Annotated in this window: 15 protein-coding genes; 6 read left to right on the plus strand and 9 right to left on the minus strand. The window is 68.1% G+C overall.

Annotation, left to right across the window (positions count from 1 at the left end):
- Positions 1-76: 76 nt before the first annotated feature.
- The 5 genes from AC1DNC_RS10490 to AC1DNC_RS10510 all read right to left on the minus strand — a co-directional run bounded on the left by AC1DNC_RS10490 (position 77) and on the right by AC1DNC_RS10510 (position 5,948).
- Positions 77-1,516 carry a sulfate adenylyltransferase subunit 1 gene (locus AC1DNC_RS10490; protein WP_476862474.1) on the minus strand — a complete coding sequence of 480 codons (1,440 nt, stop codon included), beginning with the start codon at positions 1,514-1,516 and terminating at the stop codon, positions 77-79.
- The gene (gene cysD / locus AC1DNC_RS10495; RefSeq protein WP_476862475.1) at positions 1,516-2,664 is read right to left on the minus strand and encodes a sulfate adenylyltransferase subunit CysD; all 1,149 of its coding nucleotides are present in this window, start codon (positions 2,662-2,664) and stop codon (positions 1,516-1,518) included. Before cysD ends, AC1DNC_RS10490 begins: the two co-directional genes overlap by 1 nt.
- Positions 2,661-3,395, minus strand: a complete 735-nt coding sequence (locus AC1DNC_RS10500; protein WP_476862476.1) for a phosphoadenylyl-sulfate reductase — start codon at positions 3,393-3,395, stop codon at positions 2,661-2,663. Before AC1DNC_RS10500 ends, cysD begins: the two co-directional genes overlap by 4 nt.
- Positions 3,392-5,137, minus strand: a complete 1,746-nt coding sequence (locus tag AC1DNC_RS10505) for a nitrite/sulfite reductase (RefSeq protein WP_476862477.1) — start codon at positions 5,135-5,137, stop codon at positions 3,392-3,394. Before AC1DNC_RS10505 ends, AC1DNC_RS10500 begins: the two co-directional genes overlap by 4 nt.
- A 73-nt stretch (positions 5,138-5,210) precedes the next feature.
- A complete protein-coding gene (locus AC1DNC_RS10510; RefSeq protein ID WP_476862478.1) occupies positions 5,211-5,948 on the minus strand; it encodes a sirohydrochlorin chelatase in 738 nt (245 codons plus the stop codon).
- A gap of 61 nt (positions 5,949-6,009) precedes the next feature.
- Here AC1DNC_RS10510 and AC1DNC_RS10515 point away from each other — a divergent pair, with 61 nt between their 5' ends.
- Together AC1DNC_RS10515 and AC1DNC_RS10520 are read left to right on the plus strand one after the other, a co-directional pair.
- A complete protein-coding gene (locus tag AC1DNC_RS10515) occupies positions 6,010-6,681 on the plus strand; it encodes a trimeric intracellular cation channel family protein (RefSeq protein WP_476862479.1) in 672 nt (223 codons plus the stop codon).
- Positions 6,682-6,694: 13 nt separating this feature from the next.
- Entirely contained in the window at positions 6,695-7,123 is a 429-nt protein-coding gene (locus AC1DNC_RS10520) for a hypothetical protein (protein ID WP_476862480.1), read from the plus strand.
- A 125-nt stretch (positions 7,124-7,248) separates the two neighbouring features.
- Here AC1DNC_RS10520 and AC1DNC_RS10525 read toward each other — a convergent pair whose 3' ends face one another.
- The 4 genes from AC1DNC_RS10525 to AC1DNC_RS10540 form a co-directional block, all read right to left on the minus strand.
- The gene (locus AC1DNC_RS10525) at positions 7,249-8,058 is read right to left on the minus strand and encodes an endonuclease domain-containing protein (protein WP_476862481.1); all 810 of its coding nucleotides are present in this window, start codon (positions 8,056-8,058) and stop codon (positions 7,249-7,251) included.
- A 394-nt stretch (positions 8,059-8,452) separates the two neighbouring features.
- A complete protein-coding gene (locus tag AC1DNC_RS10530; RefSeq protein WP_476862482.1) occupies positions 8,453-9,553 on the minus strand; it encodes a polyprenyl synthetase family protein in 1,101 nt (366 codons plus the stop codon).
- Positions 9,550-10,890: a geranylgeranyl reductase family protein gene (locus AC1DNC_RS10535; protein WP_476862483.1), complete on the minus strand. Its 1,341-nt coding sequence runs from the start codon at positions 10,888-10,890 to the stop codon at positions 9,550-9,552. Before AC1DNC_RS10535 ends, AC1DNC_RS10530 begins: the two co-directional genes overlap by 4 nt.
- 12 nt (positions 10,891-10,902) lie before the next feature.
- Positions 10,903-11,694 (minus strand): demethylmenaquinone methyltransferase, encoded by a 792-nt coding sequence (locus tag AC1DNC_RS10540; protein ID WP_476862484.1) that lies wholly within the window; start codon positions 11,692-11,694, stop codon positions 10,903-10,905.
- Positions 11,695-11,781: 87 nt separating this feature from the next.
- Between AC1DNC_RS10540 and AC1DNC_RS10545 the strand changes: the two genes are divergently transcribed.
- From AC1DNC_RS10545 to AC1DNC_RS10560, 4 genes are all read left to right on the plus strand, one after another.
- On the plus strand, positions 11,782-13,101 hold the full coding sequence (locus AC1DNC_RS10545; protein WP_476862485.1) for an isochorismate synthase: 1,320 nt from the start codon (positions 11,782-11,784) through the stop codon (positions 13,099-13,101).
- A gap of 240 nt (positions 13,102-13,341) precedes the next feature.
- A complete protein-coding gene (locus AC1DNC_RS10550; protein ID WP_476862486.1) occupies positions 13,342-14,295 on the plus strand; it encodes an ABC transporter substrate-binding protein in 954 nt (317 codons plus the stop codon).
- Positions 14,296-14,330: 35 nt separating this feature from the next.
- Positions 14,331-15,290 (plus strand): amino acid ABC transporter permease, encoded by a 960-nt coding sequence (locus AC1DNC_RS10555; protein ID WP_476862487.1) that lies wholly within the window; start codon positions 14,331-14,333, stop codon positions 15,288-15,290.
- A complete protein-coding gene (locus tag AC1DNC_RS10560; protein WP_476862488.1) occupies positions 15,287-16,063 on the plus strand; it encodes an amino acid ABC transporter ATP-binding protein in 777 nt (258 codons plus the stop codon). The genes AC1DNC_RS10555 and AC1DNC_RS10560 overlap by 4 nt, the downstream gene beginning before the upstream one ends.

A 16,063-nucleotide genomic window follows, 5' to 3' on the forward strand; every position in this document is an offset into this window, starting at 1 on the left:
GCAGGGTATCCAAGGCCGCCGGTTTCAGCTATCGCGGGGCGGAAAGCCGTAACGCGGCGGCCCGGATCAGCCAGCCTCAGATCGAGTAGCGCTCGTCCTCGTGGTCGCCGGGGTGGTCCTTGACGAGCCCGGCGGCGAGGGTGTTGCCGTCCTGCGGATCGATCAGCAGGACCGCTCCGGTCCTCCGGTGGTGCAGGTAGTTCTCCAGCGGCAGCGGGGCCGCGAGCCGCAGCTGGGCATGGCCGATGTCGTTGAGCCCAAGCGTGGACGCGCCTTCCAGATGGAAGGTGGCCAGGTCCAGTTTGCCGCTGACGTTGCGGACCAGCGCCTGGACGGTGCTGGTGCCATGTTTCACCAGCACCTTCGCGCCCTCGCGGAGGGGTTTGGGCGAGAGCCAGCACAGCGCCGCATAGAGGTCGGCGGTGGACTCCGGTATTTTGCCACCGTCGGGCCCCGCCGCTGCGATCGTGTCGCCGCGGGCCACGTCGACCTCATCGGCAAGCCGCAGCGCAACCGACTGCGGTGCCACGGCTTCGGCCAGTTCACGGCCGGCAAAGTCGATCCCGGTGACGGTGGTGGTGCGGGGCGCCTGTCCCGGAGTCAGGATGCTGACCTTGTCCCCCAGCCGCACCGTGCCCTCGGTGATCTGCCCGGCGTAGGCGCGGTAGTCACGGTAACTCTCGACGTCGAGTCCGCCTGCGACGGCGTCGGGCGCCAGCGCACCCTGCGGGCGGATGACCAGCTGGACCGGGAAGCGGAAACTCTCCAGGTGGCTCTCGAGTTCGTCGGCGGCCGGCAGCGTCTCCAGGACCTCCAACAGTGCCGGGCCCTGGTACCAGGGCGTGCGGCCGGAGCGGTCCACGACGTTGTCGCCGTCGAGCGCCGAAACCGGGATTACCAGCAGGTCACTGATGCCATCCGAACCGAGCCCGAGCTCGCGCCCCACCTGCTGGACGTCGGCCTCGATGGCGCGGAACACGTCCTCGCTGAAGTCCACGAGGTCGATCTTGTTCACCGCGACAATCACGTGGGCCACCCGCAGCAGCTGCAGCACGGACAGGTGCCGGCGGGTCTGCTCCAGGACACCCTTGCGGGCGTCGATCAGCACGACGACGGCGTCCGCGGTGGACGCGCCGGTGACGGTGTTCTTGGTGTACTGCACGTGCCCGGGGCAGTCCGCGAGGATGAAGCTGCGCCGGTCCGTGGCGAAGTAGCGGTAGGCGACGTCGATGGTGATGCCCTGCTCCCGTTCGGCACGAAGCCCGTCCGTCAGCAGGGCGAGGTCGATCCGCTGTTTCCCGTTGGGGTCCGTGGCTCCGGATCCGCCGAAGCCGCGGTCCGCGGAGGTGCGGGCGACGGCGTCGAGCTGGTCGGCGAGGATCGCCTTCGAATCGTGCAGGAGCCGGCCCACCAGGGTGGACTTGCCGTCGTCGACGGAGCCTGCGGTGGCGAAGCGGAACAGCGTGGCGGGCAGCGCGTCCAGCCCGGCGTCGGGGAGGAAAGTGTCCGTGCTCATTAGAAATAGCCGTCCTTCTTGCGGTCTTCCATGGCGGCCTCGGAGATGCGGTCATCGGCCCGGGTGGCGCCACGTTCGGTGATGGTGGAGGCGGCGACCTCGACCACGACGTCGCGCACGGTGGCGGCCGCCGATTCGACGGCGCCGGTGCAGGACATGTCGCCGACGGTCCGGTAACGGACGGTCTTGGTGATGACCTGCTCGTCCTCGCGGGGCTGCGAGACCTCGCCGACCGCGCGCCACATGCCGTCGCGGGCGAAGACCTCCCGCTCGTGGGCGTAGTACAGGCCGGGCAGCTCAATGTTCTCGCGCTCGATGTAGCGCCACACGTCCAGCTCGGTCCAGTTGCTGATCGGGAAGGCCCGGACGTGCTGGCCCACGGTGTGCCGGCCGTTGTAGAGGTTCCACAGTTCGGGGCGCTGGTTCCGCGGGTCCCACTGGCCGAATTCATCGCGCAGGCTCAGGATGCGCTCCTTGGCCCGCGCCTTGTCCTCGTCCCGGCGGCCGCCGCCGAAGACGGCGTCGAACTTGTTGCGCTGGATCGCGTCCAGCAGCGGGACGGTCTGCAGCGGGTTCCGGGTACCGTCCGCGCGCTCGGCCAGCTCACCGGAATCGATGAACGCCTGCACGCTGCCGACGACGAGCCGGAGCCCCAGCCGTTCCACGGTCCGGTCCCGGAACTCGATCACCTCCGGAAAGTTGTGCCCGGTGTCCACATGCAGCACCGGGAACGGCACCTTCCCGGGCCAGAACGCCTTGGTGGCCAAGTGCAGCATCACCACAGAATCCTTGCCCCCGGAGAACAGCAACGCGGGCTTCTCAAACTCGGCAACAACTTCGCGGATGATATGGATCGCTTCCGATTCCAGAGTGTCCAGGGCTGAGAGGCGGGCCGCGCGAGTAGCCCCAGAACTAAGGTGACTCGACAAGAGAGCCGCAGCGGCAGATGCCGCCCCGGGAGTGGCATCGGGCCTGTCGGAGCCGCGCGCATCGTCCGAAGGACGGATGCCGCGCGGCGCAGGGGCGGGGGCGGCATCTGCCGCGGAGGCGGAGGTGACGGGGGCGGCATCTGCTGTGGATGCGTAGCCTGCCACGGGGTCGGGGGCGGTGGTGGGGAAAGTGTCCACGGAAGTCAGGAAGTTGCTCATACGTGTAGTCCGCATTCTGTCTTGTCGGTTCCTGCCCAGCGTCCGGCGCGGGGGTCGTCGCCGGGCGCCACCTTGCGAGTGCAGGGCTGGCAGCCAATGGACGGGTAGCCCTGTGAAAGCAGCGGGTTGACGGGGAGGAGGTGGTCCCCGGAGTACTGGACCAGCTGGTCGAAGGTCCAGGCGGCGACCGGGTTCACCTTCACCAAGCCGTTGGCTTCGTCCCAGCTGACCAGCGGCGTGTTGGTGCGGGTGGGGGCCTCGTCGCGGCGGACACCGGTGAACCACAGCTCGTAGCCGGCGAGGGTGCGGCGCAGCGGGGCCACCTTGCGCAGCGCGCAGCACTGGGCGGCGTCGCGGGCGAAGAGGTCCTTGCCCAGCAGCCGGTCCTGCTGCTCCACGGTGTTCTCCGGCAGCACGTTGACGACGTTGACGCGCAGGTTCGCGGCCACCTCGTCGCGCGTCGCGTAGGTTTCCGGGAAGTGGTAACCGGTCTCAAGGAACAGCACGTCGACGCCGGGAAGCTGGTCCGCGACGAGCGCGGGCAGCACGGCATCGGCCATGGAGCAGGCGACGGCGACGGCTGGGAGTTCGAAGTTGCGCGCCGCCCAGCCGATCACCTCGCGGGCCGGGGCGTCCCAGCCGAGCTCGGCGGCGCCGGCGTCGGCGAGAGCCCGGAGTTCGTCGTGGGAGCGGAGTGCCACGGGCTGCATTCCCAGTGCGTGCTTGCTCACTGAAGGTCACCCTCTTCCGCGGCGAAGGCCCACTCGGCGAAGGTCTGGTCTTCGGCGCGGTTGGCGACGAATTTCCGGACCACCCACTCCACATAGTCCGGCAGCTCCCCGGCCGTGACCTTGAGGCCGCGGACGGTGCGTCCCAGCCCAGCTTCCTCGCGGCTGTCGGACGCCAGTCCGCCGCCCAGGTGGACCTGGAAACCCGGGGTGGGGTCGCCGTCGGGCGTGGGAAGCATCATGCCCTTGAGGCCGATGTCCGCGGTCTGGATCCGGGCGCAGGAGTTGGGGCAGCCGTTGATGTGCAGCGACAGCGCCTGCGGGAGCTGCCTGGCCTCGACCAGGTCGGCGAGGCGGCGCTCCAGTTCGGCGACGGCGGTGGCGGCCGTGACCTTCGTTTCGACGATCGCGAGTTTGCAGAATTCGATCCCGGTGCAGGCGATGGTGCCGCGGCGGAACACGGACGGCCGCGCGGAGAGGCCCAGGGCGTCGAGCTCGGCCACGAGGGGTTCCACCTCGTCCGCAGGCACGTCGAGGACCACGAGCTTCTGGTGCGGCGTGGTGCGCAGCCGCCGGGAGCCGCGGGCTTCTAGGGTGTCCGCGAGTCGCACGAGCTGACTGCCGGAGAGCCGTCCGGCCAGCGGGGTGGCGCCGATGAAGAACCTGCCGTCCTTTTGTTCGTGCACGCCGATGTGGTCACCGGGCGTGGCCGGTTTCGGGGCGGCCGGGCCGTCGCTGAGCTTGTAGCCGAGGTATTCGTCCTCGAGGACCTGTCGGAACTTCTCCGCCCCCCAGTCGGCCAGCAGGAACTTCAGCCGGGCCTTGGTGCGCATCCGCCGGTAGCCGTAGTCACGGAAGATGCTGGTGACGCCGAGCCAGACGTCGGCGGCCTGCTCGGGGCGGACGAACGCACCGAGGCGCTTGCCCAGCATCGGGTTGGTGGAGAGCGCGCCGCCCACCCAGAGGTCGTAGCCGGGCCCGTGCTCGGGGTGGACCAGGCCCACCAGGGCGACGTCGTTGATCTCGTGCACCACGTCCTGGCTGGGGTGGCCGGTGATGGCGGTCTTGAATTTGCGCGGCAGGTTGGCCAGCTCCGGGTCCCCGATGAACCGCTCGGCGAGTTCCTGGATCAGCGGCGTGGGGTCGATGATCTCGTCCTTGGCGATCCCGGCCACCGGGGAACCGAGGATCACGCGGGGCACGTCGCCGCAGGCCTCGGTGGTGGACAGTCCCACCGCCTCGAGCCGGCGCCAGATTTCAGGGACGTCCTCCACGCGGATCCAGTGCAGCTGGATGTTCTGCCGGTCGGTGAGGTCGGCAGAGCCGCGGGCGAAGTCCACGGAGATCCGGCCGATGACGCGCAGCTGTTCGGTGGTGAGGGCTCCGCCGTCGATCCTGACCCGGAGCATGAAGTACTTGTCTTCGAGTTCGTGCGGCTCCAGCGTGGCGGTCTTACCGCCGTCGATCCCTGGCTTGCGCTGGGTGTAGAGGCCCCACCAGCGGAAGCGGCCGTGCAGGTCCGTGCCGTCGATCGAGTCGAAGCCGTGCTTGGCGTAGACCGACTCGATACGCTCGCGCACGTTCAGGCCATTGTCCTCCTGCTTCCAGGTTTCGTTGGCGTTCAGCGGGGCGGTGCCGTCCACTTTCCACTGCCCGTGCGGCTTGGCGGCGGGGCGGGCGGGTCGTTTGGCGCGGCCTGCGGCAGCCTGGTCCGAGGACGCTCCGGCTAGAGCTGTATCAGTCATGGATCGACTGTAGGGCGGCCGGAATGGCCTCACAAAGGGTCAGAAACGCGGGGTCACCTGGGGCAATATTTCGTCATGAAGCGCTGCCGGCGACGGCCGCGTCGTAACGGGCCAGTGCGATCTCGGCGAGCACCGGGGAGGGCAGCAGCGGCGCGGTGACCAGGTCCGCGCCGGCCTTGGCGAGCTGGTCGTGGAAGAAGCCGGGCGCCAGCAGATAGGACGCGATGACCACGCGACCGCCCAGGTCCACCGCCCCAGCCGAGAGCCCCGCACCGGCACCGCCCGCCGCCTCCTCGCGGAGCATGGCCACGGCCTCGGGCACCGACGGGGTCGCCGAGGCGCCGTAGGCTGCCACGATCCGGTTGGAACGGAGGGCCCGCAACTGTCCGGCGAGCTCCTCGACGTTTTCCGCGGCGGTGGCGTCGGAGGAGCCCGCGGCGGCGAGGACCACGGCGTCGTTGTCGGTCACGCCGGCCTCGCGCAACCGCTGGTCCAGCAAGGCCGCGAGGCGCGGGTCCGGTCCCAGCGGCGCCGCGGCCAGGGTGCCCGGCCGGCTCTTCACGGCCCGGGCGATGTCCACCTTCACGTGGTACCCGACGCTGAGCAGCAGCGGCACGACGACGGCGGCCTCCCCCGCCGGGAGCCCCGCCACCACGGCCGGCAGCTCCGGGTCCTGAACGTCGACGTAGGCTTCGCGGACGTCGAGCCCGGGACGCAGCGCCGCGATTCCGGCCCGCAGGGCGTTGACTTCCGCGGCCCCCTGTGGGCTGGAGGTGCCGTGGGCGCAGGCGATCAGGATGGGGCTATTCATAGGCGTTAGCGTAACCTTGGAGCCGCCCTATCCGCCCCCCTGCAACCGACCGGGACGCCCCATGACTTTCTCCTTCAGCCTCGTTCTGGTCTGGCTGGACCTCGCCGGCGTGTTCTTCTTCGCGGTCTCCGGTTCGCTGCTCGCGGCGCGGAAGCAGTTCGACATTGTGGGGTCCCTGCTGCTGGCCTCGGTGGTGAGCCTGGGCGGCGGCGTCATCCGCGACATCATCATCCACTCGGGACCACCGGCGGCCTTCACCAACCCGGCGTACCTCGTTCCACCGCTGCTCGCCACGGTGCTGGTGTATTTCCTCTTCTCGAGTGTCCAGCGCTTCACCTCGCTGCTGGTCCTCTTCGACGCCGGCGGCCTCGCCCTGTTCTGCATCACGGGCAGCCTGAAGGCCCTCGCCGCCGGGATGCATCCGGTGGCGGCGGTTCTTCTGGGCGTCACGACGGCGGTGGGCGGCGGCCTGCTGCGGGACATCACCGCCAATGAGGTGCCGCAGCTCTTCAACCCCAAGGACATCTACGCCCTGCCCGCGTTCGCGGGGGCAACGTTGACGGTGGTGCTGTCCGTCACCGGGGTGTTCACGGCACTGACGGCCAGCGCCGTGGCGGCCATAGTCTTCGCGTTCCGCGTCACCGCCTGGCGGCGCCATTGGTACGCGCCGCTGGCGGTCCGCGGCTGGCACCGGCGGGGCGCGGACGCGGCCGAAACCGGCCCCTCGGATTAGCTAGGATAAGAGCATGACTGACATGTTCCTCGAGAAGTTCCGTGCGCTTGTTCCGAAGTATCTCGAAGACGAATGGCAGGAAGAGGACGGGTTGCCGGCGGAGGAGCTGGATGCAGCCCTGGCCGAGCATCAATTCCAGGTCCCGCTGGTCCTGCGGGAGTTCTATCTGGCCCTTGGCGGCTGCGAGGACCTCATGGAGGCCTACCACTACTTCTGGGACCCCGAGGAGCTTGAGGTCGACGACGAAGGCTTCCTGATGTTCCTCGAGGACGAGGAAGAGCAGTTCACCTGGGGCTTCCGCGTGGGCGACCTCAGCATCCCGGACCCGATCGTGTACCGCCGCAACAACGCCCGCGGCCAATGGAAGAGCGAGGAAGGCACGTTCTCCGAGTTCGTCTTCGACATGTTCGAGTGGGCCTTCAACGACGAGGACGAAGACTAGGCAACCTGGGCCGGGGTTGCCGGGCCCCGTGGCTGCGGAGTTTCCCCAGCTTTGGGCCGGTCTGCCGGCGTGTTGTGCAGAACCGACGGTCCAGTCCGGGCCCGGCTGCCCAAACATGGGGAGATTCAGCGGACGACCCTGCCCCGCAGCACCTGCCAGACCTCCGCGACGATCTTTTCCGGGTTGAAAACGACGTCCTGGTAGCCGTAGCGCAGCACCGCGTACCCGGTCAGGGTGCTGGCGTTGTTCCGTCGGCGGTCTTTCTTTACCTGCGCGGGCTCCAAGTGTGTGCCGCCGTCGATCTCCACGATGAGGAAACCCTCCAGCAGGAAATCCACGATCCCGATACCGGGCAGGTCCACCTGGGTCTGCGTGAAGATCCCCTCGCTCCGGAACAAGATCCTGGCTACCACCTCGATCGCGGATCCTGCCGAACCGTCCACCAGGTCCAGCACCGCCCGGGCTGAGCCGTTGCGGTTGCCGGGAAGACGCCGCCGCGTGGTGCGTCCCTGCAGCAGCGCGCTTTCCACCATGACGGCGGATTCCACGGGCGGCCGGCATCGGAGGGCGTGCAGCAGCGTATCCGTCAGCCCCGCCACGGGCTTCGGGAATTCCGGCGGGACCAGGCTCCCCCTGTGGGTGACCACACCCGACGCCGATCCGTGGCGGCACAGGAGGTGCAGCCGCTCCGGTTCGTGGAGTCTCCAAAGCCGGTGGTGGCCGGCCGCCGAGACACAGGTGAGCACCCCGTTGTTCAAAACCGCGGCCACCAGGTCCGGCGCCGCACCCGGCAACGCAACGACACCGTGCCGCAGCCGCATGAGCTCCCCCGAGGCAAGCGAGTTGCGGATGGCCCGTTCCCGGAATCCTGCCTGAAGCAACGTTCCGGTCCGCGCAACGGAGCCGGCAAATTTCATGTACGTCGTGACATCCACGCCTCAAGTGGACCCGCCCGCGCCCATTGCACGGCGGCCTTCCGGGTCCTATGTGGACAAGTCCGGGGCGGATTCTCCCCGGGTTCGGAGGTGCCCGACGGCGGGTCGGCACGACTCGCCGGTCGTCCGACGCCCCCGGCGACGATAAGCGGGGAAAGTCCGCCGCCCACCAACCGCAAAACCCGTGACAATCAATTTACAGATCCACTAGACAATGTGACACACCTGTCATATTGTTGTTCATGGGTTCACCAAATGCCTCCGGTGGATCTGATGCGAACGGAGAAATGGCCCCGGTTCCGCACAACGGACGACTCGTAACGTTGTGAGGAACCGGGGCCATTCCGTTTAAGTCCAGGCGCCGGGCCAAAGCGGCAGATTCCGCCGGCGGACCCTAGCTGCTGCGGTCCACCACGGCGTGCGCGAAGCTGGTCAGCGAATCCTTGACCACGCCTTCGGGCAGCGGCGCCAGGGCGGCAATGGCCTCGTCGGCCCAGGCGCGCGCCACGGTCCACGATTCGGCGGTGACAGGGTGTTCGCGCAGGCCGGCGACGGCGGCGGCGAGGGCTTCATCGGAGCTCAGGTCGCCGTCGATGAGCTGCAACAGCTCGACGGCGGAGTGGTCGCCGTCGTCCGCTGCCTTGCGCAACAGCAGCACCGGCAGCGTGGGCACGCCTTCGCGCAGGTCGGTGCCGGGCGACTTGCCGGACTTGACCTTGACGCCCGTGACGTCGATGACGTCGTCGGCGAGCTGGAACGCGACGCCCACCTTCTCGCCGTACTCGACCAGCAGCGACTCGTAAGCCGGGGCGGCGTTGGCGAAGATGGCGCCGAGCTGGCCGGAAGCTGCCACCAGGGAGCCGGTCTTGTCCGCGATGACGGAGAGGTAGTGCGCCACCGGATCCTCGTCCGGCCGCGGGCCGACGGTCTCGTGCAGCTGGCCCAGGCAGAGCCGTTCAAAGGTCCGGGCTTGGATGCCGAGCGCGCGGGAACCGAGCTCGGAGACCAGGATCGAGGCGCGGGCGAAGATGAGGTCACCGGTCAGGACTGCCACGGAGTTGCCCCAGACCTCGTGCGCGGTGGGGGCGCCGCGACGGAGCGGGGCCGAGTCCATCACGTCGTCGTGGTACAGCGTGGCCAGATGCGTCAGTTCAACGACGACGGCGGCCTGCACGACGGCCGGCAACGAGGCGTCGCCGAGGTGGGCGCAGAGCAGGGTCAGCAGCGGCCGAATGCGCTTGCCGCCGGCCTCCACGAGGTGGCGGGAGGTCGCGTCCGCCAGCGGATCCGAGTTGGCGATGGCCTCGCGCAGCTTCTTTTCCACGCGCGCGAGGTTCGTGGTGATGGCCGGGCCGAGTTCCGGGTCGCCGGCAATCGCAGCGAAGCCCGCCGGCAGCTGCAGGCCGGTGGCGATGGCGGTGGTGTTGAGACTGGGTTCGGCGCTCGGCAGGCCGTGTCCGGCGTGCGTCCAGCTTTGGTCTGCAGAGTTGGTCACGGGTTAACCCTAACTTTTTGTTGCGGAATCCGCGGATTTGAGTCTGTAACGGGCCGGTTGTTGGAAGTCGCCGGGACCAGGGCCTCGAGGACGCGGATCATCCGGTCTTCGATCCCCTTGGCTGAAGGGTCGGTCAGGTTCGCCAGCAGCCGGACGACGAACTTCATCAGCACTGGGATGGGCATGCCCGTACGCAGAGCCAGCTTCATCACGGCCGGCTTGCCGATCAGCGCCGCGAAGGCCCGGCCCAGCGTGAAGTGCGAACCCCACTGGTCCCGCACATAGTCCGCATAGCCGGCCAGGTGGGCGTCGGCGTCGGCACCGCTCCAGCCGGCCGAGGCCGAACGCGCCGCGGTGTCGATGATGAACTCGGCGGCGAAGCGCGCGGATTCCATGGCGTAGGAGATGCCCTCGCCGTTGAACGGGGAAACCATCCCCCCGGCGTCGCCGAGCAGGAGCACGCCCGGCGAGTAGTGCGGGGTGCGGTTGAAGCCCATCGGCAGCGCGGCGCCGCGGATCTCGCCAACCTGGTTTTCCGGCGCGAAGCCCCACTCGGCGGGCATCCCGGCGGTCCATTCGCGCAGGACCTGTTTGTAGTCGAGCTTGCCGAACTCCGTGGAGGAGTTCAGGATGCCCAGGCCCACGTTGGAGGTGCCGTCGCCGACACCGAACACCCAGCCATAGCCGGGCAGCAGCCTGCCGTCCTTACCGGGGAGCTCCAGCCAGCCTTCCATCCAGTCGTCGTCGTGCCGCGGGCTGGTGAAGTAGGTGCGCACGGCCACACCCAGCGGCCGGTCGTCGCGCTTCTGGATGCCGAGCGACACGGCGGTGCGGGTGGAGTTCCCGTCGGCGGCGAGGACGACGTCGGCGTCGAAGTCCCGCGTTTCGCCGGTCTTGCGGCCGGTGTCGTCCAGCAGCGCGGCCCGGACGCCGGTGACGCGGCCGTCCTCTGAGCGGAGCGCCTCGGTGACGCTGTGGCGTTCCAGGACGACGGCGCCCGCGGACTGGGCATGCCGGGCCAGTTCCTCGTCGAAGCCGAGGCGGGTGCGGATCAGGCCGTACTGCGGGAAGTCGGAGACCTCGGGCCAGGGCAGTTCAATGGTGCGGCCCCCGGCGATGAGCCGCAGGCCCTTGTTCCGCCGCCACCCCTCGGATTCCGGGTGCGGCAGGCCGAGCGTCTGGATCTCGCGGACCGCGCGCGGGGTGAGTCCGTCGCCGCAGACTTTTTCACGCGGAAAGCTCGTCTTCTCCAGGACCGTGACATCGAGGCCGGCCTGGGCAAGGTAGAACGCGGCGGTGGATCCTGCCGGACCAGCCCCGACGATCAGTACTTTCACGGCAGCTGTCAGCTAACGTTCGGGCCGGGTGATGTTGCGGCGCAGCTTGGCCACGGGTCCGGTGTGGTTTGCCAGCGCCTTCGCACCCGCGGCCGGGTCGGTTCCGGGGCCGGCAGGCTTCTGGGCGCGGTGGACGGCAACAATTCCGCCGCTGAGGTTGCGGTACGTCACGGACTCCCAGCCGGCTTCCTGCAGCCAGGCGGCAAGGTGGTCCTGGTCCGGCCAGGCGCGGATGGACTCGGCGAGGTAGACGTAGGCGTCCGGGTTGGAGGAGACCTTGACGGCGATCGCGGGCAGCGCGCGCATCAGGTACTCGGTGTACATGGTGCGCCAGAGCGGCACCACGGGCTGGGAGAACTCGGCGATGACCAGCCGGCCGCCGGGCTTGGTGACCCGGAGCATCTCGGCGAGGGCCTTCTTCGGCTCGTTGACGTTGCGCAGGCCAAAGGAGATCGTGCTGGCGTCGAAGCTGTTGTCCGCGAAGGGCAGGCGGGTGGCATCCCCGGCGATGAAATCGATGTCCGGGCGGCGGCGCTTGCCGACCTTGAGCATGCCGAGGGAGAAGTCGCAGGCGATGACGTCGATGCCGGCGTCGGCATAGGGCTCGCTGGACGTGCCGGTCCCGGCGGCCAGGTCCAGCACGCGCTGGCCGGCCTTCACATCCATGGCCTCGACCACGATCCGGCGCCAGCGGCGCGTCTGTCCCATCGACAGGACGTCATTGACGACGTCGTATTTGGGGGCGACGTCGTCAAACATCGTGGCCACTTCGTCCGGACGCTTATCCAAGGATGCTCGGTTCACCCCGTTATTGTCTCAAATCTTCGACGCACCCCCTAACCACCGGCCCGGCCGGGGCGCGGCGCGCGGCGGGAGTAGTGTTGTCTCATCATGACGAGCGCGCCCCTTAGCAGAATTATCAGGACTCTGACAGTCCCCCTCGATGCAGATTCATTCCCCGGGGGGCTGCCATCGTTTCTGGTCCGTGACGACGTGCTCTGCTGGACGCGGCGGGAGGCCGGGCTGGTCGGTTTCGGCGAGGTGGCAAGGTTCACCGCCACCGGCCCCGAACGGTTCCTCGAGGCGGACATCTGGTGGCGGCACCTGGTGCTGGAAGCGGAGATCGACGACGCCGTCGGCGGCCCGGGCACGGGACCGGTGGCCTTTGGCTCCTTCGCCTTCTCCAAGGTTTCCGAGCACTCCTCCCGGCTGATCGTCCCCGAAATCGTGGTGGGCCTGCGCGACGGCAACGCCTGGCTCACCCAGCTCACGTTCGACGACGGCGAGCTCACCGAGGCGGGCGCCCGCGCCGCCCTGCGCCGCTGGCTGGACGCGCCCGGTGCACCGGCACGGCCGTCCGCGCGGGAAGCCAAACTGAGCACCGGCTCGCTCAGCGAGGCGGAGTGGATGGCGGCAGTCGCTGAGGGCGTCGCCGAGATCCGCACCGGGGCGCTGGAAAAGCTCGTATTGGCCCGCGACATTGTCGCCACCCTCCCCGACGGCGTGAACGCCGCCGAAATCCTCCGCCAGCTCGCCGTCCGGTACCGCGAGTGCTGGACCTACGGCGTCGACGGGCTGGTGGGCTCCACCCCGGAAATGCTGATCCAGGTGGAGGGCCGCACGGCGCAGGCCCGCGTCCTGGCCGGCACCCTGGACCGCCGCGACGCCGAGGGAATGGCCGGCTCGCCGCTGGAGTTCGCCGAGCGCGTACTGGCCGGCTCCGAGAAGCAGCGGCATGAGCATGACATCGCCATCGCATCCCTCACCACCCAGCTGGCGCCCTTCTCCGAGGCCATGAACGCCCACAGCGAGCCGTTCATCCTGGAACTGCCGAACGTCTGGCACCTGGCCTCCGACGTCAAAGCCGAACTGACCGAGGTGGAGGGGCACGTCCCCACCTGCCTGGCGCTGATCAACGCCCTGCACCCCACGGCGGCGGTCTGCGGCACCCCCACCACCGTGGCCGGCGCCCTCATCCGCAAGCTCGAGCACCTGGACCGCGGCCCGTACGCGGGGCCGGTCGGCTGGCTCGACGCCGCCGGCAACGGTGAGTGGGGCATCGCCCTGCGCGGGGCGGTCATCGAGGGCCCGGACAACGTCCGGCTCTACGCCGGCTGCGGCGTCGTCGAGGGTTCCGTGCCCGAGGCCGAACTGGCGGAAACCTGGGCCAAGTTCCGCCCCATGCTGGAATCCCTCGGGATCAGCAGCTAACTCCCGGTCACGACCGGCTGACTCCCCGGCTAACGACAGGCTTTGCAGGCGTCTGTGGCGTCTGTGGCGCGTCCGCCAAATCCGGGATTACAGACAAGCACGCCGCCGGTAACCTTGCATTTCGACGCACTTTAGTTATCCAATAGTGAAACTAAGTTTTCTGTGACGTACATCTCTTGTTCGGCGATACACTATAAATCGACTTAGTTTTCGCATCCCCTGCAACAAAAGGTAAGAAAAATGCAGATTTCCCGTTCGCTCTTGAGTGGCCCTAAGCTCACAGCCGCTACCGTCCTTGCCATCGGCGCCCTGGCCCTTTCGGGCTGCACCAACGCCTCCGAGACGGGTACCGGCGGCGCGCCCGCGCCTTCCGGCGCCGCGTCCGCGAGCTTCGACCCCGCGACGGTGCAGAAGGACGACTCCCTGGCGGCCATGGTCCCGGCGGCCATCAAGTCCAAGGGAACCCTGACTGTCGGCTCGGACACCAGCTACGCCCCGGCTGAGTCCCTCGGCACCGACGGCCAGACCCCGGTGGGCTACGACGTCGACATCGCCAAGGCGATCGGTGCGACCCTCGGGCTGAAGGTCCAGGTCCAGACAGCGGAATTCACCGGCATCCTCCCGGCGCTTGGCCCGAAGTACGACCTCGGCATCTCCTCCTTCACCATCAACAAAGAGCGCCTGGGTGCAGTCAACCTGGTCAGCTACTACCAGGCCGGCACCGCGTGGGCAGTCCAGAAGGGCAACCCGAAGAAGGTCTCCCTCGATGACCTGTGCGGTAAGTCCGTCGGCGTGCAGACCGGCACCATCCAGGAGGATCCGGACGTCTCGGGCCGCAACAAGAAGTGCACGGCCGCCGGCAAAAAGCCGATCGACGTCGTAACGCTCAAGAACCAGACCGACATCACCACCCGCCTGGTCAACGGAAGCATCGACGCCATGGCGGCGGATTCCCCGATCACCGGTTACGCCATCACCCAGACCAACGGTCAGTTGGAAAAGCTGGGCGACGTCTACGATGCCGCACCCCAGGGCATCGCCGTGGCCAAGTCCGACACCGCGCTGGCCGAGCTGATCCAGAAGACCATGACCAAGCTGATGGCTGACGGCTCCTACAAGAAGATTCTTGAGAGCTGGGGCGCCGCTGACGGTGCCATCAGCAAGTCCGAGGTCAACCCGGCGGCCGGCTCTTGAGTCTGCCCGACACCGACCACTCGTCAAGCGCAGCGATGAAATCCCAGCAGGACAGCACCGCACCGGTCCTGAATAAGGCCGTCCCGGTGCGGCACCCCGGCCGCTGGATCAGCGCCGTGATCATCGGCGGCGCCCTGCTGCTTCTGGTGCAGAGCGCCTTCACGAACCCCAACTTCCGCTGGGACGTCGTCGCAACCTACATCCTGGACGTGAAAGTGGTCCAAGGCGTTGGCTGGACCCTGCTCCTGACGGTCACGTCCATGGTCCTGGCCATTGTCCTGGCCATCCTGCTGGCTGTCATGCGGCAGTCGGACAACCCGGTCCTGCGCTACACCGCCTGGCTCTGGGTCTGGTTCTTCCGCGGCACCCCGGTGTACACCCAGCTGCTGTTCTGGGGGCTCGTAACAGTGCTCTACCCGGCCATCACGCTGGGCATCCCGTTCGGGCCGGAGCTGTTCAGGTATGCGTTGTCGGATCCCAGCAAGGGGCTGATCCCGGCAATCCTCGGCCTCGGCCTGAACGAGTCAGCCTACCTGGCAGAGATCTTCCGGGCCGGCCTGAAGTCCGTGGACAAGGGCCAGACGGAGGCGGCCGAGGCACTCGGAATGTCCAAGGCCAAAATCATGTGGCGGATCATCCTGCCACAGGCCATGCGGATTATCGTGCCTCCCACAGGCAACGAAACCATCGGCATGCTCAAGACCACCTCACTGGTCCTGGCTGTGCCGTTCACCCTGGACCTGACCTTCGCCACCAACGCCCTAGCAAACCGGATCTACCTCCCCATCCCGCTCTTGATCGTGGCCGCTTTCTGGTACCTGCTGGTCACTAGCATCCTGATGGTCGGCCAGCACTACGTCGAGGCGTACTACGGCAAGGGCGTGGACAACCTGGCTCCGGCAACGGTAAACCCCGGCGCTGTCAAGGCCGCTGGCGGCGGCGCCGATGTCAAGCGCTCGATTGAGACGGACTTCCCCGAGGAGAGTGCACGATGACGATCACCGCAGAAAAGCCGCTGGTCAAGATCGAAGGCCTGCACAAGTTCTACGGCCAGCACCACGTGCTGCGCGGCATCGACCTGACGGTCAACCAGGGCGAAGTCTCCGTCGTGATCGGACCGTCCGGGTCCGGCAAATCAACCATGCTGCGCTGCGTCAACCTGCTGGAAACCATTAGCGCCGGCCGGATCTCCGTGGGCGGCGACCTGATCGGCTATCGAGAGGTCAACGGCCGGTTGCACGACTTGAAGACCAAGGAAATCGCTGCCCAGCGCCGCGAAATCGGCATGGTCTTCCAGCGCTTCAACCTGTTCCCGCACAAGACCGCGCTGCAGAACATCATGGAAGCACCGGTCCAGGTCAAGGGCCAGTCGAAGGAAGCTGCCCGGAAGCGGGCATACGAGCTGCTGGAGCGGGTGGGTCTCGCGGACCGGGCCGGCCACTACCCCTCGCAGTTGTCCGGCGGACAGCAGCAGCGGGTGGCGATCGCGCGCGCCCTGGCCATGGAGCCCGAACTGATGCTCTTCGACGAGCCCACCTCTGCCTTGGATCCGGAGCTGGTGGGCGACGTCCTGAACGTCATGAAGGACCTTGCGAAATCCGGCATGACCATGATCGTGGTGACCCACGAAATTGGTTTCGCCCGCGAGGTCGGCGACCGGCTGACGTTCATGGACGGCGGCGTCGTCGTCGAATCAGGCGACCCGCGCGAGGTGCTGTCCAACCCGCAGCACGCCCGCACCAAGGAGTTCCTGAGCCGGGTGCTGTAG

Source organism: Arthrobacter sp. 01N442 (genome assembly GCF_056399345.1).